The organism is Streptomyces sp. NPDC090798 (assembly GCF_044768965.1).
Classification (GTDB): Bacteria; Actinomycetota; Actinomycetes; order Streptomycetales; family Streptomycetaceae; genus Streptomyces.
On record NZ_JBIVXA010000002.1, the window covers coordinates 402807 to 427956 of the forward strand.

Here is a 25150-nt window from a genome sequence, read left to right on the forward strand (position 1 = left end):
CGGGTATCTCGCCATCCGGCATGTGTGGTGCGACGGGTATGGCGCGGGGGTCGAAGCTCCCTTGGGAAGTCTGTCGTCGGGGACGGCGCGTGGCTGCGGAGTGCTGTGCTGAAGTGGCGTCTGTGGTCGAGGGCTCCACGACACCTCCTTTAACTTGTGATCAACACGATTGCCGCGCTCTTCCCTACCCCTCCGGTTGAACGTTGATGCAGTGCGGGGATGTTGGCAGCTGTTGCGTATCTCACGCCTTCCACCAGGACAGGAACGAACTCCACAGCCCGCCACGCTCCTGCCGGCCCTGCGCACCTCCTTGGTCGCTGTGCGCCGCGGTCTCCGGACGGTGCTGGGGGTCGGGCTGCCGGGTGGCACGTACGGGGGTGAAACGGGCCGGAAGCGCGGCCAGCGCCCGGTTGAAGGGACCCGGACGCCACGTCAGACTGTCCTCGGGCACGGCCAGTTCGACGTCGGGCAACCGGTTGAAGAGGTTCTCGATGGCCGTCACGGTGATGAGCCGGGCGGGGTCCTTGGCCGGGCAGGCGTGCGGTCCCGCGCTCCACGCCAGGTGGGAGCGGTTGCTGGAGGCGTGACGGGACGCCGCGAGCGCCGGGTCGGTGTTGGCGGCCGCGAAGCTGACCAGCACGAGGTCGCCCGCCGCCAGTTTCTGTCCCCCGAACTCCATGTCGGCCGCCGGGTAGTGCGGCGCGTAGTTCGCCATGGGCGGGTTCTTCCACAGCGTGGTGTCGATGGCCTCTTCGATCAACCCGCCTGCCGCGTAACGGTCGTTGGTCAGCAGCAGGTGCAGGGTGTTGGAGATGAGGTTGCGCAGCGGCTCCGCGCCGGCGCCCAGGAGCAGGACGAGCTGGTGGGCCATCTCCTCGTTGGTCAGGCGTGCCTGATGCTGCATCAGCCAGGAGGTGACGTCGTCGCCGGGCCGGGAGCGCTTGAGGGCCACCAGCTCGCCCACCGCCTGGCCCAGTACCTCGTTCGCCTTCTCGGCGTTCACACCGTCGAAAATGCCGGATATACCGAAGAGGACCCGGTCGCCGATCTCCGCGGGGCAGCCGAAGAGTTCGTTGAACACGAAAAGCGGCAGCAGCTTGGCGTAGTCGTTGAGCAGATCGGCCGAACCGCGGGTGTGGAACTGGGCGATGAGGTAATTGGAGACCCGCTCGGCGCTCTGGCTCAGCCAATGCGAATCGACACGCGCGAAGCTGTCCGTGATCGCCTGCCGCAGCCGCATGTGGTCGGCCCCGTCACTGAACATGGCGTTGGGCCGGTACACCAGAAGCGGAAGCACCGGACTGTCCGGACTGATCGCACCTTCGTTGAAATCCCGCCAGCGGCGCGAGTCCTTCCCGAAGGCACCCGCGTTCTGGAGCAGCTGGAGCGCCGCCGAGTAATCCGTGACCAGGGTCGCCTCGACACCGGGGGCGAGTTCGACCGGAGCGGTCGGCCCGTAGTGACGCATGTACTCGTAATAGGCTTGCGGATCGGCCGCGAACTCCGACCCGTGCAACGGCACCGGCTCACCCGTGGCATGAGCCGGGCAGCCGGGTGGTGGCACGGGGGCGGTGGATTCAGTGTTCATGCTTGCTCCTAGCGGGCACGGTCCTGCAAATAGTGAACGAGGGTGATCAGGGCGCTTGCTGATGAATTCTCGTCGCGAGCGTCGCAGGTGACGACCGGGGTGTCGGGGAGCAGGTCCAGCGCCTCACGCAGCGCCTCTTCACCACGCATCGGCGTACCGTCGAAGTGGTTCACGGCGATGGCGTAGGCGAGTCCGTACTGCTCGATCAGGTCGATGACGGCGAAGGAATCCGCCAGCCGCTCGGGGTCGACCAGCACGAGCGCCCCGAGAGCGCCGCGCGCCATGTCCTCCCACATCTGCACGAACCGCTGCTGGCCCGGCGTACCGAACAGGTACAGCACGACGTGATCACTGATCGTGAGGCGTCCGAAGTCCATGGCCACCGTGGTGGTGGTCTTGCCGCGGACGCCCTTGAGGTCGTCGATCTCCTCGCCGGCCTGTGTCATCGTCTCCTCCGTGGACAGCGGAGGAATCTCTGACATCGTCCCGACGAAGGTGGTCTTGCCCACCGCGAAGTGCCCGACGATCAGGATCTTCACGGCGGTCTGCGCCGCTCCACCACGGACGTACGCCTTCTCATCCAAAACGGGCCCGGAGACCATCCAGCACCTCCTGAAGAATCTGCTCGTCGACCAGGCGGGCGCGCGCCACCGGCGCGCGCGTGATGAGGTAACCGCCTTCGGCGAGGGCGTTGAGAAGGATCTTCACCACGCCCATGGGCAGGCGCAGGTGTCCCGCGATCTCGGCGACCGAGAGGTAGCCGCCGGAGCACATCTCCAGCAGGCTCTGTTCCTCCGGAGAGAGCCGGGCCGGCCGCTGCTGATGGTCGGCGGCCGCCGTGACCAGCGTGATCAGGGAGAACTGGTCGCCGTCGGGAAGGTCCCGGCCATTGGTGATGACGTACGGCCGCACTAACTCCGCGGCCTCGGGCTCCTGCCGCTCGGAATCGGTCACTGGCGTGCGCCGATGTTCTCGCGCGGCGGAGTCGTCAGCGCCTTGCCCAGCTGGCCGACGAGCTGCTGCATGCGGAAGGTGATCTCCCCCATCTCGACGTTGGGAGAGGCCGAGACCGCGAGGTAGGCGCCGTCACCGGCGGAGATGAGGAAGACCCAGCCACCGTCGAACTCGACGAGCGTCTGGCGCCACTTCAGATCGGATCCGTCGCAGAAGAACCCGATGGAGCGGCTCAGTGACTGCACACCGCTCATCGCGGCGGCGACGGTGTCCGCATGGTCCCTGCCGACCCCCTTGGAGGACGCCATCAAGAGCCCGTCGGCGGAGACCAGGACCGCGTGCAGAGCCCCGGGAATCTCCAGGACGCCGTCAAGCATCCATGACAGATCGTTGTTCACGAAACCTCATGCCCTTCGCTGCTTGCGTCATGTGCGTTGCCCGTGCGGCCCGCAGGCTCCGGGAGCGCGGCTCGACCGGACTGCGTGCCGCGCTGGAAGGCACCCATGATCGAGGCGGTCTCCTCTTCGGAGCGGATCGGGGTGCCCGTGGTCATGGGGGCGCCCGTGGTGTCGGAACTCGGCGGCACGATGGCCATGGCCCGCCTGCGGCGGCGCTTGGGAAGACCGTCGGCGGTCGTGGACACGGCCGCGGCGGGTTCCGGGCCGCTCGGGTTCAGCGAGGGAACAGTGCTCACAGTCTGTGCTCGCTCCTTTGGTTGCGGCATGCTGGTGAGCAGCTCGTCCGGCAGCAGGACCACCGCTCGCACACCCCCGTAGGGAGAGGTCGAGTCGACGGACACCGTGAAGCCGTAGCGTTCACAGAGCACACCGATCACCGCGAAGCCGAACTGCGGAGGATTGCCGAGCCCGGAAACACCCGAGGCCCGCTCACTCGAAAGGAGTTTCGCCGCTCGGGCCTTCTCCTCCTCGTTCATGCCGACACCGGCGTCGTCGACGACGATGCAGATACCCTTGGGCACGGCACGGACATTGATCTCGACACTGGTTTCCGGTGCCGAGTAGCTGGTGGCGTTGTCGAGCAGTTCGGCAAGGGCCAGCGCCACCGGTTCGACGGCCCGGTTGGTGACCGCGAAATCGACCTGCGAAAGAATTTCGATCCGCTGGAAGTGCCGGATTCTGCCCTGCGCGCTGCGGACCACGTCGTAAACCGACGCGACGTCACGCTGCCGTCCCAGCCAGCCTTCGCAGAGCACCGCGATGGACTGGGCGCGCCGTCCGAACTGCGAGTTCATGTGGTCGATTTCCAGGAGGTCCTGGAGAATCACCGACTCGCCATACTTGCTCTGCAGTTTGGAAATGGCCAGCTGCTGTTCGGCGGCGAGACCCTGAAGCGTCCGCATCGCCGATTTGAGCGCGGTTCTCGTTGCTTCTTCGGCCTGCTCCTGAGCCTTCTTCACCGAGGCCGAATATTGATTCTCAAGCTCAGCGTAGTGATCCCTGAGTTCTTGATTTCCCTGCCTTAAACTCCGCGCAGAACGCTTTCCGCGAATAATGGCGGCAGCTGCAAGCGGAGTACCAGCGATAAGAGCCCAGAGAGCCGGGTCCTGCATGTATTGCGTCATAAGACTCTCTTCAAGCGACTGACAGCCAGTTACTGAATTCCGTCAGCGCGGTGGGCCAAACAGCCCACTGCGCAGGGTTTACCGTCCGGGCCACACGGTTGGCCAGAGGAGTCGTTTGGCCAGAAGAGTCGTTTTGTGCACATAGCCCGCTCGGCAAGTGCGGCGATCGTATCATCGCCCCAAGTCGTGACGGACCGTCAATATGAGGAGTACTTGCGAACATTGATGAGTAGTCAGGTACTCAACGACATCCGAAAAGGGGGCTCTGCGGCTTTCGTCAATCAGTGCCCGGAGTGGACATCGGGGAGCGGGTACCGCCGAGCGGGCGCGGGGGGGGAACCCCACGCCCGCCGGGCTCGCGTTCAGTACAGGTCGGCCGGCTCCTGGCTGTCGTCGAGGAAACCGCCCGACTGGTGCTGCCACAGCTTCGCGTAGGCGCCTTCCGACGCGAGCAGTTCCTGATGCGTGCCCTGCTCGATGATTCGTCCGCGGTCGAGGACGACAAGCCGGTCCATGGTGGCGACCGTGCTCAGCCGGTGCGCCACGACGAGCGCGGTCCGGCCCTCCATGAGCCGCCACAGCGCCTCTTGTACGAGGATCTCGCTCTCGGAGTCCAGCGCGCTGGTCGCCTCGTCGAGCAGCAGGATCGGTGCGTCGCGCAGGATCGCCCTGGCGAGTGCGACTCGCTGGCGCTGTCCGCCGGACAGCTTGACCCCGCGCTCGCCCACCATGGTGTCGAAGCCGTCCGGCAGCGCGTCGGCGAACTCCGTGACATGCGCCGCCTCGGCCGCGCGACGGATCTCGGCCTCGGTGGCGTCCGGCCGGGCGAAGGCGATGTTGTCCCGCAGTGTGCGGTGGAACATCGCCGGGTCCTGCGGCACGTAGGCCATCAGTCCGCGCAGGTCGGCCTGGCGCAGTCTGCTGATGTCCTGGCCTCCGATCAGGATGCGGCCGGAGTCGATGTCCGTCATCCGCAGCAGCAGCCGGGCCAGCGTGGTCTTGCCCCCGCCGGACCGGCCGACGAGACCGATCTTCGCCCCGCTGGGCACCGCCAGGTCGAGTCCCTCGAAGAGCGGCTCCGCGCCCGCGTGGGCGAAGGTCACCTGCTCGAAGCGGACGTCGGCGGCCCGGGACAGCAGCGCTTCCGGCGTCTTCGGGTCGAGCACGGTCGGCGGCTTCAGCAGCAGTTCGGTGAACTGCGCGGCCTCCGTCATCGAGCTTTCCAGGCGACGGTAGATCTGATTGAACTCGAACATGATCCGCGTCGCGTTGCTGTAGTACGTGAAGGCGACCACGACCGCTTCGACGCCGTGACTCCCTCCGCCGAGCGCGACCGCGAGCAGCAGGCCCAGCGCGTTGGTCAGCACGGACATCGGCGCGACCAGTGTGTCGATGCGCAGGTTGCCGTAGTCCCACGACCTCAGCATGAGCCGCCGCGAGGCCGCGACACGGGACCGGTGCTCGGCGGCCTCGCGTTCCTCGGCGGCGAACGCCCGGACCGTGTCCATGTTCATCAGGCTGTCGGCGACATGGCCCGACACCCGGGCGATCGCCTCCTCGCGCTGATCGACGAGCGCCTGACGGCGGCGGATGAGGGGCAGCACGCACAGCGCCGTCAGCGCGATCATCGCCAGGAGTCCGACGACGAGCAGCGGTTCGTAGCGCCACAGCACCACCGCCCCGAAAACGAGCGGCACGAAGCTGCCCACGACCTGGAACGTCATCGTGTCGACGAACTCCTCGAAGCGGGAGGCGAAGCTCAGCACCCGCTTGGTCAGCGACCCGGCGAAGTTGTCGTGGAAGAACGCGGCGTCCTTGGCGAACAGCTCGTCCATGCCGATGACGTACAACTGCTCGATGCCGAGAGCGTCGAGGCGGTTCAGGCAGTGCAGGCCGATGCGCCACAGCATCTCCGCGAGCAGCAGGACGCCGGCGAAGCCGAGGACGTACGGCAGCGTCGAGCCGATGGAGATACCGGCGTCGCCGGCGATCCGGCCGACGAGCTTCGCGACGATCAGAGGGGCGATGTAGTTGATGCCGATGTTGCCGAGCGCCGGCATCAGCATCGCGGGGGCCGTCAGCCGTCGGAGCCGGGCCAACTCCCGTCCGTAATAACGAAGGGCGAGGAGCACCGAGCCTTTGCCCGGTGAGCCCTCGCGCGATTCAGGCGATCCCATCCCAACCCTGTGTGGTCGTGCGGCAGCCTGCCGCGTGCTTTTCCGGGGAGATTCCGTTGCCTCAGTGGCCGTGTGGAGCTTCGGTTTCGAGTGAGCGCGTTCGCTCGGGTCGTCCTCCGACAGGCGGGGTACGACGACGGGCCCCGCGCGGACCCGCGGCGACACCCACGTGCGGGTACGGCGGGCCCGGAATCGCAGTGTCCCGCGAGGGCTCCCGCGCAGTCCAAGCGTTTTTATCGGCCAACGGCGCACGTCGCACGCCTGCGCGACCCCGGCCGAACAGGCGTGCGCCTTGCGGGCCGTGGACGAGATGGCTGTCAGAGAGCTGGGCGGCTTGGCCGTCGTCGAGGCGGGCACCGTGGCCACCGAATCTCGCCCACCTCAACGCGGCCCTTTCCCTGCCCCTGCCGTCGCTGATGAGCTGTGAGCTGCTCGCGGTGCCCTACGAGGAGCACGAGTTCTTCCAAGGGCGCGCCGGCGTCACCACCGCGCGGCGCCGACATGATCGCTCCGGGAACCGCGCTGCTGCTCCGGAATCCCGACCAGCTCGCGGGCCTGCCGGCCGCCACCCGGGATCCGCCGGCGTTCCCCGAGCCCGAGACGCTCGATCTCGCCCACCCGGGCGGACACGACAAAGGCCGTCTCCTCATCGCCGAGAAGACGGCCTCCGACCTGCTGTGAAGCTGGTCGGGACGACAGGATTTGAACCTGCGACCCCTTGACCCCCAGTCAAGTGCGCTACCAAGCTGCGCCACGTCCCGTTGCCCGCCTGACCTGGGGTTTCCCCTGGCCGAACGCGCACGGAAACAATACCGCACTCGGGGCGATGGTCGCGCATCCGTTTATTCGGGGCCGACCGGGGCGCGGGGCCAGGGGGCCGCGCGGGGAGGACGCGGAGGCGACGCTTGACCTGAAGTTCGATTGAGGTTGCACGATCGTCGGCATGACGATCATCGAGGCGGACCGCCGCCACCAGTACCAGGACCTGCCCCGCCTCATGGGGCTGATGACCGGCGACGAGAAGCACGGACCCGCGGCGACGTCCACGCTGGACGCGCTGTGGGTGCTCTACGACCGGGTGCTGCGGGTCGCGCCCGAGCGGATGGACGATCCGGAGCGGGACCGGTTCCTGCTCTCCAAGGGGCACGGGCCGATGGCGTACTACGCGGTGCTCGCGGCCAAGGGCTTCGTACCCGTGGAGTGGCTGCCGGACTTCGGCGCGTACGACTCACCGCTCGGACACCACCCGGACCGGGTGCTGGTACCCGGTGCCGAGATCGGCAGCGGGTCGCTGGGGCACGGGCTGCCGATCGCGGTCGGCACCGCGCTGGGCCTGCGCGCGCAGGGGCTGGGCGAGCCCCGTGTGTGGGTGCTGATCGGCGACGCGGAGCTGGACGAGGGCAGCAACCACGAGGCGATCGCGTACGCCGGGCCGGCCGGTCTCGACCGGCTGCACACCGTGGTGATCGACAACTCCTCCGCCAGCCATGCCCGGCCCGGCGGTATCGCCGCCCGGTTCGAGGCCGCGGGCTGGTCCGCCCTGACCGTCGACGGCCGTGACCACGAGGCGCTGTACGCCGCCTTCGCCGCGCCCCACCCGGGTCGCCCGCACGTGGTCGTCGCCCGGGTCGAGCCCAAGTCCGCCTGAGACACCTGAGGCATGTGCGGCACCTGAGGCACGTAAGACGTCAGCGGCTCCGGACGCTCCCCTCTCCTCATCCCATACGCCACTGAAAGGAACCCCTTCCATGGACACCATGCGTGATCGTTTCGCCCCCGTCATGACGCGGCTGCTCGACGAGGACCCTCGGGTCGCGGTCGTCCTCGCCGAGATCGGCAAGGACGGCTTCGCGGAAGCCCGGCGCAGGCATCCCGATCGGGTGATCAACGTCGGGATCCGCGAGCAGCTCCTGATCGGGGCGGGCGCGGGCCTGGCGCTGACCGGCCTGCGGCCCGTCGTGCACACCTTCGCCAGCTTTCTCGTGGAGCGGCCGTTCGAGCAGGTCAAGCTGGACCTCGGACACCAGGACCTGGGCGCGGTGCTGGTGAGTGCGGCGGCGTCCTTCGACTGGCCCGCCGGAGGCTTCACCCACATGGCGCCCGGCGACGTGGCCCTGCTCGACACGCTGGACGGCTGGACCGTGCACGTTCCCGGCCATCCGGACGAGGCCGAGGAGTTGCTGCGGCAGGCGGTCGCCGCCGGGGACGACAAGGTGTACGTGCGGTTGTCCGTGCAGTCCAACGCGCAGGGCCTGCCGGTCGACGGGACCCGGTTCCACACCGTCCGGGAAGGGCGCGCAGGGGTCGTCGTCGCCGTCGGGCCGATGCTCGACGCCGTACTCGCCGCCACGGAGGGACTCGACGTCACCGTCCTGTACGCGGCCACCGTGAGGCCCTTCGACGGGGCGGCGCTGCGCCGCGCCACGGAGGCGGCGGGCACCGACGTCGTCCTCGTCGAGCCGTATCTGGCCGGTACGTCCACGGCCGCCGCGGGCGACGCGCTCGCCGACGCACCCCACCGTGTCCTCGGCCTCGGCGTCCGCCGGCGTGAGCTGCGCCGGTACGGAACCATCGACGAGCACCTGACCGCGCACGGTCTCGACGCGGGGTCCCTGCGGGAGCGGATCGGCGGCTTCCTGAGCGCCTCGGGCCGACCGCGCCCCTGAGAGTGCGCCCCTGAGGCCGCCCCCGCGCGGAACCGTGTGGACATGCGTGTCAGTCGGCCCTCGGAAGTCCCAGCTCCGGGTAGGCGTCGAGCAGCCGGGGCGGAGCCGCCTGGCGCCAGGAGTCGGCCAGGATGTCACGGAGTTCGTCGCCGTTCTCCAGGGCGGCGAGCCGGACCCTGACCCAGGCGAAACCCGCCTCGTGGTCGGCGATCCAGAACTTGCCGGGCTCCGCCAGGACGAGTTCGTCGCGCTCCTCCTTCGGGCACCGCACCGCGATGGAGGTCTCCTCCTCGGGCAGCGTGGCGAACATCTTTCCCGCGACCCGGAAGGTGGGCATGCTCCAGGCGATCTTCTCCGTGGTGTCCGGCAGGGAGAGGGCGGTACGGCGTACGTCTTCGGCATCCGGCATGGGACGCACCGTAGCCAATGGCACTGACATCGACTGGGGCCGGCAGGTTCGGTCGCTCCCGGCTCCCCGCCCGAGATGGTCGATGATTGAACGAGCTGCAATCGGACCGATACCGACCGTAATATTCTTCGAGCACCGGCTGCACGTTCGGGTCACCCCGGACGCTTCATGGGTGGAGGCGGATGGTGCCTCTGGTGCCGGGGTGGGGACACGGCACCTTCGATCAGCACAGGTACAGGGGAGGACCCCGTGCAGCAGAGCGCTGCCGCGTGGTTGTTCGAGATCGCGCTTGGCTTGAGGGTGTTCGGCCCGGACGTCGTCCGCGGCTGCCGTCGGCTCCTGACGGCCGGCGTACGGATCGGCATCACCGGACTGACCGGCACCCGCGCCCCGTCCCGCTCCGCCGAGTCGACCCGGGACGTCCCGTGAGCGGCGACGGCGGGCCGGAGGAGACCAGCGGGGCCGTCGGCTCACCGCGGGTGGTACCCATCGACCAGTGGGACCCCACCGCGCAGATGGCGTACTGGGGTTTCCACCATCAGCGCCGTCAGGACTACATGCGCTACGCCTATCTCCAGCTCGGCTCCGACGCCGACGCGGAGGAGGCCGTGGACCTGACCTTCGACCAGGTCATGGACCGCTGGCCGCGGATGCTGCGGATGGAGAACCTGGAGGGCTACGCCTGGACGATCCTCAAGCGCCGCATCATCGACATGCACCGCAAGCGCCGGCGCCGCCCGGAGCTGATGGAGATCGCCGCCTTCGAGGCGGCGCTCGCCGATCCGGCCGAGGATCCGTACGACACGCTCACCGACGCCATCGCCCTGTACGTCGCGGTCGGCTCCCTCAGCGAGCGGCAGCGGGACGCGATCCTCCTCTACTACGGCATAGGTTTCACGGCCGCCGAAGCCGCCGTACTCATGGGCAACGAGGAGGCCACCGTCCGCTCCCAGCTCCGTACCGGACGCCGGCGCCTCGCCACCCTGCTCAAACTCCGCTGCCCGGAGCACTCCGACGGGAAGAACCCCTGATGAGCACCCTGCCGTCCGACCGCCGCACCATCGACGAACTGTTGGCCAAAGCGCATACGCAGGATCGTTACGCCGACTACGACCTCGCGGCCGCCGAAGCCCGTCTGCGCAGCCGTCAGGCGGCCCGGCACCGCCCGCGCACCCCCGATGCCGCGCTCGTCCGGGCCGTGTGGACCACCCCCGAGGACGACCGCACCCCGGACGCGGACCGCGCCTGGTGGGACCTGAACGCCGTGAGTCTGCTGGTGCTGTTCGGGCCGGACGCCGACCGTCATCTGAGCGAGTTCATCGACAGCCAGTACGCGGACAAGACCGGTGCCCTGGTCTTCGCGTGTCTTCTGCACGTGGCGGGCGACAGCAGCGGGGCACGCTTCTGGTGGCGTTTCGCGGCCGGGGTCGGTCACCAGGTCGCCGAGTACTGCCTGTTCCTCGAACACGCCCACAGCGGTGAGTACCACGACGCCGACCACTGGCGCACCCAACTGGTGCGCGAGCACTTCGAACCCACCTACATGTGCGGCGACCGCGTCACCGCGCCCCTGGTCAACCCGGCGTTCATCGACCACGTCCACCCGCACATCGCCCGCCCGCACCACCCGGAGATCGGCACCGTCCCGCTCCCCCGGCCTCCTCTCGTGAAGGAGCTGCGCCACCTCACCTCGCTGCTGTAGCCGCGGCCGGGAGCGGCGGCCCTCACGCGCCGGGGACCGTCGCTCCCACCCGCTTGTAGAAGATCGTCGTCGGGCGCAGCTCACCCGACGGCGTCGCCGCGTAGTCGGGTATCGCCCCGAGCCGGGTCCAGCCCGCGGAGCGATAGAGGGACTCGGCGGGGCTGCCGGTCTCGGTGTCCAGGTGCAGGAGGGTGATTCCGGCGGTGGCGGCCGCACGCTCGGCGGTGGTCAAAAGGCCCCGGCCGAGGCCCTGTCCGCGGCCGTCGCGGTGCACCATCAGCTTCACCAGCTCGGCGCGGTGGCGGCTGTTGGGTTTGTCGGGGAAGACGAGGCTGACGGTCCCCAGGACGCGGTCCGCGGTGTGCGCCACCCACACGGCGAGGCGCCCCGCCGACACCGCGTCCACGCGCTCCTCCCACCAGGCGACGGCAGCCGCCCGCTCCAACGGGGCGAGAAAACCGATCGAGGCCCCGCCCGCCACGGTGTCGATCAACAGCTCGGCCAACTCGCCCGCCGAGGCGCGCAGGCGCTCGGCGTCCAGCCGGGAGACGGTGGTCACGGCAGCACCACCACCAGCGCGTACCGTACGCCCTCGGGGCCGGGGCACCGGAAGCGTGTGGGCCCCCACACCCGCAGCCGCAGACAATCACCGGTGCCGAGCCGGTGTTCGACGTCCTGCGCGGTCACCTCCAGCGTTCCGCCGAGGACCCAGATGTGCTGCTCCAGGCCGGGCACGGGAGGCCGGTCGTAGGCGATGTCGGCACCGGCCGTGAGCCGCCCCTCGACCAGTTCGCCGCGCAGCCCCGCGTGCGGCGGGGACACCGATCGTCGTACGAATCCGGAGGCTTCGTCGGCCCAGACCGTCTGGTCGGCGGCCCGCACCACCGGGACGGGCTCCGCCTCGACCTCGCTGAGCAGCTGCGACATGGTGCGTCCGTACACGGCGCACAGACGGTTCAGGAGTGAGGCCGTGGGGCTGATCTCGGCCCGCTCGGCACGGGACAGCGTGGAGCGGCTGACCCCACTGCGCTCCGCCAACTCCCCCAGGGACCAGCCGCGTTCGGAGCGCAGCTCGGCCAGCCGGGCCCCGAGCCGGACATCGACGACATCGAGTTCCCCATCGTTTCCCATATTCGGGATGCTATCTCAAATGTGGGATGACCCCTTTGGGGGCCTCCGCGACCGCTCCTCTCAGTCCACCGTCGCGGCCTCCGCCAGCGCGTCCAGCACCGGGCGGATCAGCGGATGCCCCTCCGCGCCCCGGCGTACGGCCGCGAAGACCCGGCGCGTGGGCGCGACGCCGTCGACCGGTCGGACCAGCACGCCCGTGAGGTCCATGCCGCGCAGGGCGGAGCGCGGCACCAGGGCGACACCCGCGTCGGCCGAGGCGAGGGCGACGACGGCCCGGAAGTCGTCGGAGGAGTGTTCGAGACGGGGTTGGAATCCGGCGTTCTCGCAGGCCAGGACGACCACGTCATGGCAGGGGTTGCCGGGGTACGGGCCGATCCACGGGTCCTTGGCCAGCTCGGCGAGCGGGACCTCGGCGGCGTCGGCCAGCCGGTGGCCGAGCGGGACGACCGCGTCGAAGGGCTCGGCGTACAGGGCTACGGGGGTCAGGCGCGGGTCGTCCGCGTCCGGGGCGCCCCGGTACTCGACGGCGACCGCGATGTCGACCAGCCGGTCGAGCACCATCGGCAGACTGGCGTCGCCCTCGGCGTCCTGGACGCGGACGTGGATGCCGGGTGCCGTGCGGGCCAGGCGGGCCAGCGCGGGGGCCACCACCAGGCCGATGCCGGTCGCGAAGGAGGCGACGGTGACCGTGCCCGCCGAGCCCGCACTGTACGCGGCCAACTCCGCCTCGGCGCGCTCCAGTTGGGCCAGCACCTCGTTGGTGTGGCTGAGCAGGATCTCGCCGGCCGGAGTCAGCCGTACGCCCTTGGCACCGCGCTCGACGAGCCGGTGGCCGGTCTCCTGCTCCAGCGCGGTCAGCTGCTGGGAGACGGCAGAGGGGGTGAGATAGAGCGCGGCGGCCGCCGCCGTGACCGTGCGGTGGTCGGCCACCGCACGGAGGATGTGGAGCCGCCGCGCTTCGATCATGCGACCGATTCTCTCAGGTCACAGACGTCTTTCAGCCCTCGAGCTCCGCGCGGGCGGACACGAACGCGTCGACCGCCCGGTTCACGTCCTGCGTCGAGTGCGCGGCCGAGAGCTGGACCCGGATCCGGGCCTGGCCCTGCGGGACGACCGGGTAGGAGAAGCCGATCACGTACACGCCGCGCTCGAGCAGGAGCTCCGCCATGCGTCCGGCGACGGTCGCGTCGCCGATCATGACGGGGGCGATCGCGTGGTCGCCGGGGAGGATGTCGAAGCCCTCCGCGGTCATCCGGGAACGGAACAGCGCGGTGTTCTCGGCGAGGCGGGTGCGCAGGTCGTCGGCCGACTCCAGCAGGTCGAGCACCTTCAGCGAAGCCGCCGCGATCACCGGGGCGAGCGTGTTCGAGAAGAGGTACGGGCGGGAGCGCTGGCGCAGCAGGGCGACGATCTCGGCGCGGGCGGCGACATAGCCGCCGGAGGCGCCGCCGAGCGCCTTGCCGAGAGTGCCGGTGATGATGTCGACGCGGTCCATGACACCGTGCAGCTCGGGGGTGCCGCGACCGCCGGGGCCGACGAAGCCGACGGCGTGCGAGTCGTCGACCATGACCATGGCGTCGTAGCGGTCGGCGAGGTCGCAGATCTCCTTCAGGGGCGCGACATAGCCGTCCATCGAGAAGACGCCGTCGGTGACGATCAGACGGCGGCGCGCGTCGGAGGCCTCCTTGAGCTGGGCCTCCAGGTCGGCCATGTCCCGGTTGGCGTACCGGAAGCGGCGCGCCTTGGAGAGGCGGATGCCGTCGATGATCGAGGCGTGGTTCAGGGCGTCGGAGATGACCGCGTCCTCGGCACCGAGCAGGGTCTCGAAGACGCCGCCGTTGGCGTCGAAGCAGGAGGAGTAGAGGATCGTGTCCTCCTGGCCGAGGAACGCGGACAGCCGCGCCTCCAGCTCCTTGTGCACCTCCTGCGTACCGCAGATGAAGCGCACGGACGCCATGCCGTAGCCCCAGCGGTCGAGGGCCGCGTGGGCGGCGGCGACGACCTCGGGGTGGTCGGCGAGGCCGAGGTAGTTGTTCGCGCAGAAGTTGAGGACCTCGCCGGGGCGGCCGCCCGCGGTGACGCTCACGGTCGCGGACTGCGGGGTGCCGATGACGCGCTCGGGCTTGTGCAGACCGGCGGCGCGGATCTCGTCGAGGGTGGTGCGGAGGTCGTCGCGCACGGAGTCGAACATGGAAGGGCTCCTAGAGGGTTACGCGGTTCGGAGTGGCTCTTGCGGACGCTCACGCGCTCCAGTCGAGGATGACCTTGCCACCACGGCCGCTCGCGGCGTCCGCGAAGGCCGCCTCGTAGTCGCGGTAGCCGTAGCGGCCGGTGATGACCGGCGCGAGGTCGAGGCCGCCTTCGAGGAGGACGGACATCGCGTACCAGGTCTCGAACATCTCACGGCCGTAGATGCCCTTGATCGTGATCATGGAGGTGACGATCCGGGACCAGTCGACCGGGAACTCCTCGGCGGGCAGGCCGAGCATCGCGATCCGGCCGCCGTGCGTCATGTTGGCGATCATGTCGCGCATGGCCTCGGGGCGGCCGGACATCTCCAGGCCGATGTCGAAGCCCTCGCGCAGACCGAGGGCGCGCTGCCCGTCGGCGATGGTCGACTCCGCGACGTTCAGGGCGAGGCTGACGCCGATCTTGCGGGCGAGGTCGAGGCGCTCCTCGCTGACGTCGGTGATGACGACGTTGCGGGCACCCGCGTGCCGGGCCACGGCCGCGGCCATCAGACCGATCGGGCCCGCGCCCGTGATGAGGACGTCCTCGCCGACCAGGGGGAAGGACAGCGCCGTGTGCACGGCGTTGCCGAACGGGTCGAAGATCGCGGCGACGTCGAGGTCGACCGGGACCCGGTGCACCCACACGTTGGCGGCGGGCAGAGCCACGTACTCGGCGAACGCGCCGTCGCGGCCGACGCCCAGGCCGACCGTGGCGCGGCACAGGTGGCGGCGCCCGGCCAGGCAGTTGCGGCACTTGCCGCAGACGAGGTGGCCCTCGCCGCTGACCCGGTCGCCCGTCTTGATTTCGGCGACGTCGCGGCCGGTCGCGACGACCTCTCCGACGAACTCGTGGCCGAGGACGAGCGGCGTGCGGACGGCCTGCCGCGCCCAGCCGTCCCAGTTGCGGATGTGCAGGTCGGTGCCGCAGATCCCGGTCCTGAGGACCTTGATCAGTACGTCGCCGGGGCCGATCTCCGGTTCCGGGACGTCCGTCAGCCAGAGCCCGGGCTCCGCCTTCTCCTTGACCAGCGCCTTCAAGCTGCGGCTCCCGTGGTGAGGTCCCGGAGCAGGGCACGCGGAAGGGGCCCGTACCGGGGAGAGGGGTGATTTCCCGGAGAAATCTGCCGCACAGGGGCTCTGTTGGTCCATCGAGGATTTCTTAAGCGCTGCCGCAGCTTTCCTTCACGCCTCCGGCCAGGGCTTTCTTTCACGCCTCCGGCCGCGGGCGTCAGATCCCCCCGGTGTCCTCCCTGCGCCCGATCTGCTCGACCAGTTCCGCCGCCATCGACTTGATGGTCTCCAGGCCCGCCTTCCCCCACGGGCGCGGTTCGAGGTCGACGACGCAGATCGTCCCGAGGGCGATGCCGGTGTGGTCGATGAGCGGGGCGCCCAGGTAGGAGCGGACACCGATCTCGTCGACGACCGGGTTGCCGGCGAAGCGCGGGTAGTCGCAGACGTCTTCCAGGACCAGCGCCCTGCGGCGGACGACCACATGGGGGCAGAACCCGTAGTCGCGTGTCATGTAGCGCCCGACGACCTTCACGGTGCCGTCCGGGGCGACCGGGAGCGGCCGGGTGACCGAGACGTTGCCGTCCGGGGTGTGCAGGCCCGCGAAGAACTGCCGGTTCTCGTCGATGAAGTTGACCATCGAGTACGGCACCGCGGCGACCTCGGCGAGCCGGTCCGCGAAGGCGTCGAAGGCGGGTTCCGTGTGCTCCCCCAGGCCCAGTCGGCGCAGCCGCCTGACCCGGGCGGGGGCGTCCTTGTCCTCCGGGGTCAGGAGCAGACGACCGGCCGGGCGCGGCGGGTCGTAACTCATCTACGGGCTCCCTGGCGTGGGGCGGGCGTCATGGTGTGTGGGCTCCGTGGCGGGGGACGTGGGTCGGGTGCGGGCTCGGCGGCTGGGCGTGAGCCGGGTGCGGGCTCAGCGGCTGGGGGCGTGCGTCGGTGCGTGGGCGAGGAGGTGGCGGACCAGGGTGAGCAGGGTCTGCACGCCCGAACTGGAGATCCGGGCGTCACAGCGCACGATGGGGATCTCGGGGTCGAGGTCGATGGCCGCGCGCACCTCCTCGGGGTCGTAGCGGTAGGCACCGTCGAACTCGTTGACGGCGACGATGAAGCCGAGACCGCGCTGCTCGAAGAAGTCGACGGCCGCGAAACAGTCCTCCAGGCGACGGGTGTCGGCGAGGATCACCGCACCGAGCGCGCCCTCGGACAGCTCGTCCCACATGAACCAGAACCGCTGCTGCCCGGGAGTGCCGAACAGGTACAGGACATGTTCCGGATCGAGGGTGATGCGGCCGAAGTCCATCGCCACGGTGGTCTCGACCTTGTTCTCGATGCCGTCGAGATTGTCGGTCGCGGCGCTGACCGTGGTGAGCAGCTCCTCCGTGCTGAGCGGCGCGATCTCGCTCACCGCGCCCACGAAGGTCGTCTTGCCGACCCCGAAACCTCCCGCCACCAGGATCTTCAGCGCGGTGGGGAAGGGATCAGAGCTGTCGTCGTAGTCCATCGAGCACTGCCTCCAGAAGAGACCGGTCAGTGGGGTTGTGGTGGAACTCGGGCGGCTTGGTGGTCAGTGCCCCGCAGTCGACGAGGTCGGAGAGCAGCACCTTGGTGACCGCCGCGGGCAGCTTCAGGTGTGCGGCGATCTCCGCGACCGAGACGGGTGCCCGGCACAGTTCGAGTGCCTGGGTGTGCTCGGGGCCGAGGTAGCCCAGAGGTGTGGCCCCGGTGGCCATCACCTGCGACAGCAGGTCGAGGGCGGTGGTCGGCCGGGTCCGGCCGTTGCTGACCGTGTAGGGGCGCACCAGCCGTCCGGCCGCGTCGTCGAGCCAGGGCCCGTCGCCGGCCGCGGCCATGCTCAAGGCCTCATCGCCGGCGGTTCCACGGCGGCCTGCCGGGGCGCGGTCATCAGATACGGACGGACGCTCTTGACCAGCATCGCCATCTCGTAGCCGAGCACCGCCGCGTCGGCCTCGCGGCCGGCGAGCACGGCGAGACAGGTGCCGGAGCCCGCGGTGGAGACGAACAACAGGGTCGAGTCGAGTTCGACGACGACCTGGCGTACGTCTCCGCCGTCGCCGAAGCGCACGCCGGCGCTGCGGCCGAGCGAGTAGAGGCCGGAGGCGAGCGCCGCCATGTGGTCGGCGCTGTCCGGGTCGAGGCCGTGGACCGACTTCACGAGTCCGTCGCAGGAGAGGAGTACCGCGCTGTTCGTGTGCGGTACGCGCTGTACGAGGCCGCTCATCAGCCAGTCGAGATCGGATACATGGGCGGTCGGCGCGTCGCTCGCCATGGTGGATCGACTCCTTGAAGTACGAAGGTCTGCCGGAGCGGAGGGTGTGGGGGTGTGGGAGGGCGTGCGGGTGGGGGTCGTCAGGGGGGTGGTCATCCGGCCGTTGTGCTCCCGTCGTGCCGGGCCGCGTGGTCGTGTCCGGGCGCGGGTGCGCTGTCGCGGGTCCCGTGCGCCTCGTGCGGGGCGGGCGCGTGCGCCGTGTGGGTGTCGGCTATGCGGGGCGCGCCCGTGGATGTCTGGTCGACGCGGATCACGTCGAGCGGCGGCAACGGGTCCAGGTGCCGCAGCTCCGGGTGCGGCGGGTCCCGGTGCAGCAGGTCCGGATGCAGCGGCTCGGAGTGCGCCGGATCGGGGTGCGGCCGCTCCATGTGCGGTGCTCCCGTGTGCGGCGCCTCCGTGCGCTGTTCCTCCGCGTGCTGAGCCTCCGCGAGCCCGATCCCCCGCTGGAACGCCGCCATCAGGCCCGGGTCGTGGCCGACGACCTGCTCCGGATCCTGGCGGGGCACGGGCCCGTCGCGCAGTTGGGGCGCGATGTGCTCCTGGGCGCGCCGCTTGGGCAGCTGCGGCTTGCCCATGGTGCCGCGCACCGCGCCGTTGCGGGGGGTGGGCGGCATGGCCGCGTTCTCCGCGACCACGGGCCGGTCGTCGGGGCGGATGCCGGGCAGCGCCTCGGCCGGGTTGGGCCGCTCCGTGCGGGCGCCGCGCACGGGGAGCGGCGCCGGGCCGCTGCCGCCCGTGCCCGACACGGCGGGCGGCGTCTGGTCCCGCTGCGCCTGCCGCGGCACGGAGGCCGCCATGGCGCCGGCGGTCGGCACCGGGGCGGTCGGCCCGGCCTGTGGTCCGGCGGGCGGACGCGGGCCGCCTGGCGTGGGCTGCTGGGCCGGCTGGGACTGCGCCTGCGATACGTCCCCGGGGGCGCCCGGCGACGCGCCCAACAGCGCCTGCGGTACGACGAGTACGGCCTGGACACCGCCGTAGATGTTGGTCTGGAGCCGTACGTGGATGCCGTGCCGCCGGGCGAGCTGGGAGACCACGAACAGGCCGATCCGGCCGTCCTGGAGGAGGCTGGCGACATTCACCTGATCGGGGTCGGTGAGCAGCGCGTTCATCTTGTTCTGTTCGCCCAGGGGCATGCCCAGGCCGCGGTCCTCGACCTCGACGGCGAGGCCGGAGGTGACGAGGTTGGCGCGCAGCAGGACTTGGGTGTGCGGGGCGGAGAACACCGTGGCGTTCTCGACGAGTTCGGCCAGCAGGTGGATGACGTCGGCGACGGCGTGCCCGCGCAGGGTGCCGTCGATCGGGGGTACCAGCTTGACCCGCGAGTACTGCTCGACCTCGGCGATCGCGGACCGCAGCACCTCGGTCATGGAGACGGGGTTGCTCCACTGGCGGCGTGAGACGGCGCCGCCGAGCACGGCGAGGTTCTCGGCGTGCCGGCGGATGCGGGTGGCGAGGTGGTCGACGTGGAAGAGGCCCTTGAGCAGGTCCGGGTCCTCGATCTCGTTCTCCAGCTCGTCGAGGATCGAGATCTCGCGGTGCACGAGGGACTGAAGCCGCCGCGCGAGATTGACGAAGACCTCGACCTTCTGCTCGCTGCCCGCCTGGCTGGAGAGTTGGGCTGCCTGCACGACGGCGGTGACGGCGCCGTCGTGCGCGCGGGAGAGGTCGGCGGCGAGCAGCTCGAACTCGTCGGCGTCCGGCTTGGGCCGGTGGCGCGGCTTGGGCGCGGGAGGGCTCTCGCCCCGGCGCAGGCCCTCGACGACGACGCGCAGGTCGGCCTCGGTCCGGGCGCTGCTGCGGCGCAGGGCGCCGATGCGTTCCCGTACGGACGTGGCGGCCCGGTCGGCGCCCACGGCGGCGATCACGATGCCCGCGAGGGCCACGCTCCCGGCGCCTGCGAGCACCGCCCACAGGACGGCGCCGGGGCGTGCGCCGGTGGAGCGGACGGTGAACAGCACCGCCGCACACCCGCTGAGCGCCACCGCGATCGGCGGCAGGACCGCCAGGCGCAGCAACTGGGGCCGTAGGCGGGCCTCGGGCTGCGGGGGGACCGTGCGGGTGACCGGCCGCCCGTGCCGCCCGCCCTCACGGCGGTCTGCGCGTGCGGCCGGTGCGCGGAGGTGAGACATCTGCGTCCTCGTACTGGTGCGTCGGGGGCCACGGGGGCTCCCGCGGGTCTGCGCGACTCGGGCGTGCGCCATCGCGATGCCGGTCGAGAGAGCCGAAAAAAACGGCCCCGCGTCGCCCGACGGCAACTGACAGTAGTCGCCAAGCCATCATGTGCGGTGGGCAGTTGACAAACTCCCCCGGAAGGCGTCCCGCTCTGGTATGAGGCCTCGCACGGCAGACCGATATCCCCTTCGGACGCACGTTCCCTTGCACCATTGATCCGATCAGAGCTGGTCAGAACCGGTCGCGAACAAACGGCGAGGGTCGGGGAGCAGTGCGCTCCCCGACCCTCGCCGTCGATCGGACATTCAGGAAATTCAGCTCGCGGACACCGTCTCCGGCTCCCCGGTGCCCTCGGAAGCTTCGCCCACGACATCACCCGGAGTGTTGGAAGCGGATACGCCCGCTCCGGATTTCTCGACGGCGGGCCAGCCGCCCTTGGGCGGCACGGCCACGCCGCGCCACCAGGGCTCGGAGGGGACGGTCCCGGCGGTGGGCTCGAAGGGCTGGCCGGGGCGGGGCAGCGCGATGCGGGCGCCCACCGCGCGCGCGGCGGCCATCGTCCCCTCGCCGGGCTCCACCCACGGGTGGGTCGCCAGGTTGAACGTGGCCCAGTGGATGGGCAGCATCACGCCGGTGGGGCGCCCGCCCTGGAGGTCCAGGTGGGTGCGCATGCCCTCCTCGGGCGTCATGTGGATGTCGGGCCAGAACTCGCTGTACGCCCCGATCTGGATCATCGTGATGTCGAACGGGCCGTGCTCGGCGCCGATGTCCTTGAAGCCCTCGAAGTAGCCGGTGTCCCCGCTGTGGTAGATCCGGTGCTCGTCGCCGGTCACCGCCCAGGAGGCCCAGAGCGTGTGCTGGGTGTTGCGCAGGCCCCGGCCGCAGAAGTGCCGGGCGGGTGTCGCGGTCAGGGAGATGCCGCCGACCTTGGTGCTCTCGTTCCAGTCCAGCTCGCGCAGGCGGTCGGGCGAGACGCCCCAGTGCTCCAGGTGGGCGCCGACGCCGAGCGGCACCGCGAAGACCGTGTCCGTGTCGGCCAGCGCCTTGATGGTGGGCAGGTCGAGGTGGTCGTAGTGGTCGTGCGAGATGACGACGACGTCGACCGGGCCGAGCGCGGCCAGCGGCAGGGGCACCGGGTGCAGCCGCTTGGGCCCGACGAAGTTGAAGGGGGAACAGCGCTCGCCCCACACGGGGTCGAACAGCACCCGGTGTCCGTCTATCTCGGCCAGCACGCTGGAGTGCCCCATCCAGGTGATCCGCAACCCGCTCGCCGCGGGCTTCGCGAGGTCGGCGAGCGTGGTGGGATACACCGGCACCGTGCCCGCAGGGGCGCGGTGGGCGCGCTCCTCCTTGCGGAAGAAGACCTTCGCGAACTCGATCATGGAGCCGTCGGGGCGGGTCCGGGCACTCACCGGGTTCTGGAAGACACCGTCCGCGAAATTCGGTGATCTGCGGATACGCTCCATGCGCTCACCGCCGGGGTCCGCGCCGAAGGCGGCGGGCTGCAACGTGCGGAGCCCGGAGCTCAACGTACGGAAACCGGTCACGGTACCTCCAAGTGGAGTCGGTCAGGCCTTCCATTATGGTCGGCCCCTCTGACAGCGCCGGGTCGACGGTGTCACAGCGCGATGTCCCCGGTACACACCGCGAGGTCCGGGCCCCGGTGTGACCCGCCTGCGGGTGACACGCCCGGGACCCGATGTCGCATCCACGGGTGCCGGTCCGTCGTCTCGGTGAGGGCGCCGAAACGCGGCACCCGGCCCGGACACGGAGGCGGCCCCCATGGCCCGCCTTTCCCTAACCCCGGGGCGCACGATCTTCTTCCGCGTCATGGAGTGGTACTCGAAGCGAACCTATGGAAAGGTCCTCAAGGCGCTCGCGGAGACGGCGGTGTCCACGTCGGTCGGGTGCGCCTGGCGCATGGACTTCGGCTACCGGATCAGCCGCGAGAGCGGGATGGCCCGCGAGAAGCCGCCGGCCGCCGAGCGACCCCACATACCGGACCCGGATCACCGGCGTCTGCGCGGCGCCGAACCCCGAAGCCCGAACCCCTAAGGCCGGACGGGCGGCGCGCCGCAGGGCCCACTACTGATGATCCGTTCAGTAAATTGACAGACCTCCGGGCCACTTCCGATACTGACTGACGATTCAGTAAAAGGTCCGGTGGGTCTTCCGTCGCGCCGCTCGCTCCGCACGTGGAGGCACCATGGAGGCCGACCCGCTCACCGACCCGCGCACCGGCGTGCTCAACGGCGTGCTCACCGGTGGCGAGGCGCTCGTCCGGGCCCTCGCCGCGCATGACGTGACGCGGGCGTTCGGTATCCCCGGCACGCACAACCTGGAGATCTACCGGCACTTGGCGGCGTACGGCGTCCGGCACGTGACCCCGCGCCACGAACAGGGCGCCGGGTACGCCGCCGACGGGTACGCGCGCGTGGCGGACCGCCCGGGTGTCGTGATCACGACCACCGGTCCCGCGCTCCTCAACGTCACGGCAGCCGTCGGGCAGGCCTACTCGGACAGCGTGCCCCTGCTGGTCGTCTCCCCGGGGATGCCGCTGCGCCACCCCCGGCTGGCGACCGGGCTGCTGCACGAGATGCGCAGCCAGACCGAGGCGCTGCGGGGCGTCGCCGCGTTCAGCCACCGGGTCTCCTCGGTGGCTGAGATCGGCGCCGCCGTGGCGCGCGCGTTCACCCTCTTCCGTACACGGCGGCCGCGGCCCGTGCACCTCGAGGTGCCGCTGGACCTGCTGACGGCGGCCGAGACCGCGGGGCCGGTGCGCCTCGCCCCGGCCGCCGCGCCGACGCTGCCGGACGCCGGGGCCCTGCGACGGGCCGCACGCGCCCTGCGGGAGGCGCGGCGGCCCGCACTGGTGCTCGGCGGTGGCGCGCGCGGCGCCGCAACCGCCTGTCTCGCCCTCGCGGAGGCGTGCGGCGCGCCCGTCGTGACGACCGCCAACGGCAAGGGCGTCGTTCCCGAGCGGCATCCGCTCTCCCTCGGCGTCTCGCTGCACACTGAGTCGGTGCAGAACTGGCTGGCGGGTCGCGATGTCGTCCTCGCCGTGGGCACGGAACTGGCCGAGTCCGATTTCTGGTCGCCGCCGACCGCCCTCGGGGGCACGCTCGTCCGGGCCGACCTCGACCCGGACCAGATGCACTCCGGGCTGCCCACGGACATCGCGCTCGTCGGCGACGCGCGGGCCTCCCTGGAGGGGCTGTTGTCGGAAATGGGCCTCCACGCGCACGCGCGTCACGACATCCCCGGCCCACGAGGCGGAATCGACGTCGACGAGGTCGCCGCGGTGCGGGAGGCGCGATACGCCGGGAGTGCCGCGCGCGACGCGCGCTGGATCCCGTACCTGCGGGCGATCCGCGCCGTCCTCGCCGACGACGCGGTCATCACCTCGGACAGTGCCCAGTGCTGCTACTACGGCGCGCTCCCGCACCTCCCGCTGAGCCCGGCGGGACGTTATCTTCACCCGACCGGCTTCGGCACGCTGGGCTACGCGCTGCCCGCGGCGCTCGGTGCCAAGGTGGCGTGCCCGGAGCGCGAGGTGGTGGCGCTGAGCGGGGACGGCGGCCTCCAGTTCACGGTGCAGGAGCTGGCGACCGCCGCGCAGCTGCGACTCCCGCTGCCCGTCGTGGTGTTCGACAACGGCGGCTACGGAGAGATCCGCGACGAGATGGCCGCCCGCGGCGACCGCCCGACCGCGGTGGACCTCGCTCCGGTCGACCTGCCCGCCCTGGCCCGCGCCTACGGAGGACAGGGCACACGCGTGTGCCACCCCGACGAGCTCGCCCTCGCCCTCACCGAGGCGCTGCGCACGCCTGGTCCCACCCTGATCGCCGTCCCCGAGGAGACCCCATGACCGCCCCCACGACCACGCCCCCGACCGCACCGTCGGCCGCATCGGCCGCGTCGCTCACCCCGCCTTCGACCGCGCCCCTGATCACGCTCACCTGGACCGACCACGTCACGGGCAGACCGGGCTATCTCGTGGTCGACCGGCTCGTCCGGGGCGTCTCCAGCGGCGGCCTGCGGATGCGCGCGGGCTGCACCCTGGACGAGGTCGCCGGGCTCGCCCGCGGGATGACGATGAAGGAGGCCCTGCACTACAACCCCGAGGGCCGCTACATCCCGCTGGGCGGCGCCAAGGGCGGCATCGACTGCGATCCCCAGGACCCGGTCGCGTACGGCCTGCTGGTGCGTTACCTGCGCGCCATGCGCCCCTACCTCGAGAGCTTCTGGACCACGGGTGAGGACCTCGGGCTCACCCAGGACCTGGTCGACCGGGCCGCCGAGGAGGCGGGGCTCGTCTCGTCCATCCAGGCCGTGTACCCGCTGCTCGACGACGAGACGACGGCCCGTCGACGGCTCGCGGACGCCTTCGCGGTCGACGTGGAGGGGATCGGGCTCGACGAACTGGTCGGCGGCTGTGGTGTCGCCGAGTCGGTGCTCGCGGCCCTGGACCGGGCCGGGGTGGCGCACGCGGGGACGGGCGTGGCCGTGCAGGGCCTGGGGACCATGGGCGGAGCCACGGCCCGCTTCCTCTCCCGTGCGGGCCTGCGCGTCGTCGCCGTCGCGGACGTCAAGGGCACGATCGCGAATCCGGACGGGCTCGACGTCGACGCACTGCTCGCGGCACGGGACGCCTACGGGACGGTCGACCGCGGGGCGCTGCGCCCGGCCGACCAGGAACTCCCGGGCGACGCCTGGCTGTCCGTGGACGCGGAGGTGCTGGTTCCCGCGGCGGTCTCGTACGCCATCGACACCGAGAACCAGCGGCAGATCGGCGCCCGCTGGATCGTCGAGGCGGCCAACATGCCCGTACTGCCCGAGGCGGAACAGCTGCTCGCCGCGCGCGGGGTCGTCGTGCTGCCGGACGTCGTGGTCAACTCCGGGACGAACGCCTGGTGGTGGTGGACGCTCTTCGGCGACATCGGCGCGGACGCGGACGAGGCGTTCGCGTACACCCGGCGCTCCATGCGTGACCTGATCGACCGGATGCTGGCCCGCGCGGAGACCGACGGGACGACACCGCGGGCCGCGGCGCACGCCATCGTCGCCGACCGGCTGCCGGTGATCGCGGAGCGGTTCGGGTGGTACCGCTGACGGGCACCCGCCTCCCGGGCCTCCCGTCATTCCTCCTGGGGAATTGAGGCGCGGGACGGGTCACAGCAGAGTCGGTGGAGCGAGGACGCGCGAGCACGAGTGACCGCCCCTCCCCACACCAAGTCCGA

The 25150-nt window shown here is 70.8% G+C and carries 27 protein-coding genes and 1 tRNA gene; 9 read left to right on the plus strand and 19 right to left on the minus strand.

Translation table 11 applies throughout. From position 1 onward, the window contains the following. Positions 1-241: 241 nt before the first annotated feature. From ACIQTP_RS06020 to ACIQTP_RS06045, 6 genes are all read right to left on the minus strand, one after another. A complete protein-coding gene (locus ACIQTP_RS06020) occupies positions 242-1588 on the minus strand; it encodes a cytochrome P450 (protein WP_403396724.1) in 1347 nt (448 codons plus the stop codon). A gap of 8 nt (positions 1589-1596) precedes the next feature. Beyond that, complete coding sequence (locus ACIQTP_RS06025; protein WP_355586767.1) at positions 1597-2190, minus strand: ATP/GTP-binding protein; 594 nt, start codon at positions 2188-2190, stop codon at positions 1597-1599. Next, positions 2165-2542 (minus strand): DUF742 domain-containing protein, encoded by a 378-nt coding sequence (locus tag ACIQTP_RS06030; protein ID WP_054232691.1) that lies wholly within the window; start codon positions 2540-2542, stop codon positions 2165-2167. Before ACIQTP_RS06030 ends, ACIQTP_RS06025 begins: the two co-directional genes overlap by 26 nt. Beyond that, the gene (locus ACIQTP_RS06035; protein ID WP_101402195.1) at positions 2539-2940 is read right to left on the minus strand and encodes a roadblock/LC7 domain-containing protein; all 402 of its coding nucleotides are present in this window, start codon (positions 2938-2940) and stop codon (positions 2539-2541) included. Before ACIQTP_RS06035 ends, ACIQTP_RS06030 begins: the two co-directional genes overlap by 4 nt. Beyond that, positions 2937-4124, minus strand: coding sequence for a sensor histidine kinase (locus ACIQTP_RS06040; protein ID WP_402048611.1), 1188 nt, complete (start codon positions 4122-4124; stop codon positions 2937-2939). Before ACIQTP_RS06040 ends, ACIQTP_RS06035 begins: the two co-directional genes overlap by 4 nt. Before the next feature lie 362 nt (positions 4125-4486). Next, a complete protein-coding gene (locus ACIQTP_RS06045; RefSeq protein WP_403396727.1) occupies positions 4487-6301 on the minus strand; it encodes an ABC transporter ATP-binding protein in 1815 nt (604 codons plus the stop codon). A 501-nt stretch (positions 6302-6802) separates the two neighbouring features. Between ACIQTP_RS06045 and ACIQTP_RS06050 the strand changes: the two genes are divergently transcribed. Then, a complete protein-coding gene (locus tag ACIQTP_RS06050; RefSeq protein ID WP_403396729.1) occupies positions 6803-6982 on the plus strand; it encodes a hypothetical protein in 180 nt (59 codons plus the stop codon). A gap of 3 nt (positions 6983-6985) precedes the next feature. On the opposite strand, the gene ACIQTP_RS06055 is transcribed toward ACIQTP_RS06050, so the two are convergent. Further along, positions 6986-7062: transfer RNA gene (locus tag ACIQTP_RS06055), tRNA-Pro, on the minus strand. A gap of 182 nt (positions 7063-7244) precedes the next feature. On the opposite strand from ACIQTP_RS06055, the gene ACIQTP_RS06060 reads away from it, so the two are divergent. Both ACIQTP_RS06060 and ACIQTP_RS06065 read left to right on the plus strand, forming a co-directional pair. Then, positions 7245-7949 carry a transketolase gene (locus ACIQTP_RS06060; protein WP_403396731.1) on the plus strand — a complete coding sequence of 235 codons (705 nt, stop codon included), beginning with the start codon at positions 7245-7247 and terminating at the stop codon, positions 7947-7949. Positions 7950-8049: 100 nt separating this feature from the next. Next, complete coding sequence (locus ACIQTP_RS06065) at positions 8050-8967, plus strand: transketolase family protein (protein ID WP_403396733.1); 918 nt, start codon at positions 8050-8052, stop codon at positions 8965-8967. A gap of 49 nt (positions 8968-9016) precedes the next feature. Here the strand turns inward: ACIQTP_RS06065 and ACIQTP_RS06070 are convergent, their stop codons facing one another. Beyond that, a complete protein-coding gene (locus ACIQTP_RS06070; RefSeq protein WP_168513756.1) occupies positions 9017-9376 on the minus strand; it encodes an MmcQ/YjbR family DNA-binding protein in 360 nt (119 codons plus the stop codon). A gap of 249 nt (positions 9377-9625) precedes the next feature. On the opposite strand from ACIQTP_RS06070, the gene ACIQTP_RS06075 reads away from it, so the two are divergent. The 3 genes from ACIQTP_RS06075 to ACIQTP_RS06085 are packed head-to-tail and all read left to right on the plus strand — an operon-like array spanning position 9626 to position 11078. Beyond that, positions 9626-9805, plus strand: a complete 180-nt coding sequence (locus ACIQTP_RS06075) for a hypothetical protein (protein ID WP_075030329.1) — start codon at positions 9626-9628, stop codon at positions 9803-9805. Next, the gene (locus ACIQTP_RS06080) at positions 9802-10407 is read left to right on the plus strand and encodes an RNA polymerase sigma factor (protein WP_403396735.1); all 606 of its coding nucleotides are present in this window, start codon (positions 9802-9804) and stop codon (positions 10405-10407) included. Before ACIQTP_RS06075 ends, ACIQTP_RS06080 begins: the two co-directional genes overlap by 4 nt. Further along, entirely contained in the window at positions 10407-11078 is a 672-nt protein-coding gene (locus ACIQTP_RS06085) for a hypothetical protein (RefSeq protein WP_402048560.1), read from the plus strand. Before ACIQTP_RS06080 ends, ACIQTP_RS06085 begins: the two co-directional genes overlap by 1 nt. Positions 11079-11100: 22 nt before the next feature. Here the strand turns inward: ACIQTP_RS06085 and ACIQTP_RS06090 are convergent, their stop codons facing one another. The 11 genes from ACIQTP_RS06090 to ACIQTP_RS06140 form a co-directional block, all read right to left on the minus strand. Beyond that, the gene (locus tag ACIQTP_RS06090; protein WP_403396738.1) at positions 11101-11637 is read right to left on the minus strand and encodes a GNAT family N-acetyltransferase; all 537 of its coding nucleotides are present in this window, start codon (positions 11635-11637) and stop codon (positions 11101-11103) included. Then, complete coding sequence (locus ACIQTP_RS06095) at positions 11634-12209, minus strand: helix-turn-helix domain-containing protein (protein ID WP_403396740.1); 576 nt, start codon at positions 12207-12209, stop codon at positions 11634-11636. The genes ACIQTP_RS06090 and ACIQTP_RS06095 overlap by 4 nt, the downstream gene beginning before the upstream one ends. 60 nt (positions 12210-12269) lie before the next feature. Further along, the gene (locus tag ACIQTP_RS06100) at positions 12270-13175 is read right to left on the minus strand and encodes a LysR family transcriptional regulator (RefSeq protein WP_403396743.1); all 906 of its coding nucleotides are present in this window, start codon (positions 13173-13175) and stop codon (positions 12270-12272) included. A 31-nt stretch (positions 13176-13206) separates the two neighbouring features. Next, on the minus strand, positions 13207-14400 hold the full coding sequence (locus ACIQTP_RS06105; protein ID WP_403396745.1) for a glycine C-acetyltransferase: 1194 nt from the start codon (positions 14398-14400) through the stop codon (positions 13207-13209). A gap of 49 nt (positions 14401-14449) precedes the next feature. After that, positions 14450-15478, minus strand: a complete 1029-nt coding sequence (gene tdh / locus ACIQTP_RS06110) for an L-threonine 3-dehydrogenase (protein WP_403396747.1) — start codon at positions 15476-15478, stop codon at positions 14450-14452. A gap of 190 nt (positions 15479-15668) precedes the next feature. Further along, positions 15669-16259, minus strand: coding sequence for a GAF domain-containing protein (locus ACIQTP_RS06115; protein WP_403396749.1), 591 nt, complete (start codon positions 16257-16259; stop codon positions 15669-15671). Between the two features lie 105 nt (positions 16260-16364). Continuing rightward, entirely contained in the window at positions 16365-16952 is a 588-nt protein-coding gene (locus ACIQTP_RS06120) for an ATP/GTP-binding protein (RefSeq protein ID WP_168513742.1), read from the minus strand. After that, positions 16930-17301, minus strand: a complete 372-nt coding sequence (locus ACIQTP_RS06125) for a DUF742 domain-containing protein (protein ID WP_054232708.1) — start codon at positions 17299-17301, stop codon at positions 16930-16932. The genes ACIQTP_RS06120 and ACIQTP_RS06125 overlap by 23 nt, the downstream gene beginning before the upstream one ends. A gap of 2 nt (positions 17302-17303) precedes the next feature. Next, complete coding sequence (locus ACIQTP_RS06130) at positions 17304-17738, minus strand: roadblock/LC7 domain-containing protein (protein WP_402048537.1); 435 nt, start codon at positions 17736-17738, stop codon at positions 17304-17306. Positions 17739-17830: 92 nt separating this feature from the next. Next, positions 17831-19867, minus strand: coding sequence for an ATP-binding protein (locus ACIQTP_RS06135; protein ID WP_403396751.1), 2037 nt, complete (start codon positions 19865-19867; stop codon positions 17831-17833). 357 nt (positions 19868-20224) lie between these two features. Beyond that, positions 20225-21457 carry an MBL fold metallo-hydrolase gene (locus tag ACIQTP_RS06140; RefSeq protein WP_403396753.1) on the minus strand — a complete coding sequence of 411 codons (1233 nt, stop codon included), beginning with the start codon at positions 21455-21457 and terminating at the stop codon, positions 20225-20227. A gap of 235 nt (positions 21458-21692) precedes the next feature. Here ACIQTP_RS06140 and ACIQTP_RS06145 point away from each other — a divergent pair, with 235 nt between their 5' ends. The 3 genes from ACIQTP_RS06145 (at position 21693) to ACIQTP_RS06155 (ending at position 25022) form a co-directional block, all read left to right on the plus strand. Beyond that, on the plus strand, positions 21693-21965 hold the full coding sequence (locus ACIQTP_RS06145; RefSeq protein WP_403396755.1) for a hypothetical protein: 273 nt from the start codon (positions 21693-21695) through the stop codon (positions 21963-21965). Between the two features lie 151 nt (positions 21966-22116). Further along, complete coding sequence (locus ACIQTP_RS06150; protein ID WP_403396757.1) at positions 22117-23778, plus strand: 5-guanidino-2-oxopentanoate decarboxylase; 1662 nt, start codon at positions 22117-22119, stop codon at positions 23776-23778. Next, complete coding sequence (locus ACIQTP_RS06155) at positions 23775-25022, plus strand: Glu/Leu/Phe/Val dehydrogenase dimerization domain-containing protein (RefSeq protein WP_403396758.1); 1248 nt, start codon at positions 23775-23777, stop codon at positions 25020-25022. Before ACIQTP_RS06150 ends, ACIQTP_RS06155 begins: the two co-directional genes overlap by 4 nt. Positions 25023-25150 lie beyond the last annotated feature (128 nt).

Coding starts and splice junctions, on each gene's coding strand:
- ACIQTP_RS06020 (WP_403396724.1), bottom strand. CDS start 1,588: ATGAACACTGAATCCACCGCCCCCGTGCCACCACCCGGCTGCCCGGCT.
- ACIQTP_RS06025 (WP_355586767.1), bottom strand. CDS start 2,190: ATGGTCTCCGGGCCCGTTTTGGATGAGAAGGCGTACGTCCGTGGTGGA.
- ACIQTP_RS06040 (WP_402048611.1), bottom strand. CDS start 4,124: ATGACGCAATACATGCAGGACCCGGCTCTCTGGGCTCTTATCGCTGGT.
- ACIQTP_RS06045 (WP_403396727.1), bottom strand. CDS start 6,301: ATGGGATCGCCTGAATCGCGCGAGGGCTCACCGGGCAAAGGCTCGGTG.
- ACIQTP_RS06050 (WP_403396729.1), top strand. CDS start 6,803: ATGATCGCTCCGGGAACCGCGCTGCTGCTCCGGAATCCCGACCAGCTC.
- ACIQTP_RS06060 (WP_403396731.1), top strand. CDS start 7,245: ATGACGATCATCGAGGCGGACCGCCGCCACCAGTACCAGGACCTGCCC.
- ACIQTP_RS06065 (WP_403396733.1), top strand. CDS start 8,050: ATGGACACCATGCGTGATCGTTTCGCCCCCGTCATGACGCGGCTGCTC.
- ACIQTP_RS06070 (WP_168513756.1), bottom strand. CDS start 9,376: ATGCCGGATGCCGAAGACGTACGCCGTACCGCCCTCTCCCTGCCGGAC.
- ACIQTP_RS06085 (WP_402048560.1), top strand. CDS start 10,407: ATGAGCACCCTGCCGTCCGACCGCCGCACCATCGACGAACTGTTGGCC.
- ACIQTP_RS06095 (WP_403396740.1), bottom strand. CDS start 12,209: ATGGGAAACGATGGGGAACTCGATGTCGTCGATGTCCGGCTCGGGGCC.
- ACIQTP_RS06100 (WP_403396743.1), bottom strand. CDS start 13,175: ATGATCGAAGCGCGGCGGCTCCACATCCTCCGTGCGGTGGCCGACCAC.
- ACIQTP_RS06105 (WP_403396745.1), bottom strand. CDS start 14,400: ATGTTCGACTCCGTGCGCGACGACCTCCGCACCACCCTCGACGAGATC.
- ACIQTP_RS06115 (WP_403396749.1), bottom strand. CDS start 16,259: ATGAGTTACGACCCGCCGCGCCCGGCCGGTCGTCTGCTCCTGACCCCG.
- ACIQTP_RS06120 (WP_168513742.1), bottom strand. CDS start 16,952: ATGGACTACGACGACAGCTCTGATCCCTTCCCCACCGCGCTGAAGATC.
- ACIQTP_RS06125 (WP_054232708.1), bottom strand. CDS start 17,301: ATGGCCGCGGCCGGCGACGGGCCCTGGCTCGACGACGCGGCCGGACGG.
- ACIQTP_RS06130 (WP_402048537.1), bottom strand. CDS start 17,738: ATGGCGAGCGACGCGCCGACCGCCCATGTATCCGATCTCGACTGGCTG.
- ACIQTP_RS06135 (WP_403396751.1), bottom strand. CDS start 19,867: ATGTCTCACCTCCGCGCACCGGCCGCACGCGCAGACCGCCGTGAGGGC.
- ACIQTP_RS06145 (WP_403396755.1), top strand. CDS start 21,693: ATGGCCCGCCTTTCCCTAACCCCGGGGCGCACGATCTTCTTCCGCGTC.
- ACIQTP_RS06150 (WP_403396757.1), top strand. CDS start 22,117: ATGGAGGCCGACCCGCTCACCGACCCGCGCACCGGCGTGCTCAACGGC.
- ACIQTP_RS06155 (WP_403396758.1), top strand. CDS start 23,775: ATGACCGCCCCCACGACCACGCCCCCGACCGCACCGTCGGCCGCATCG.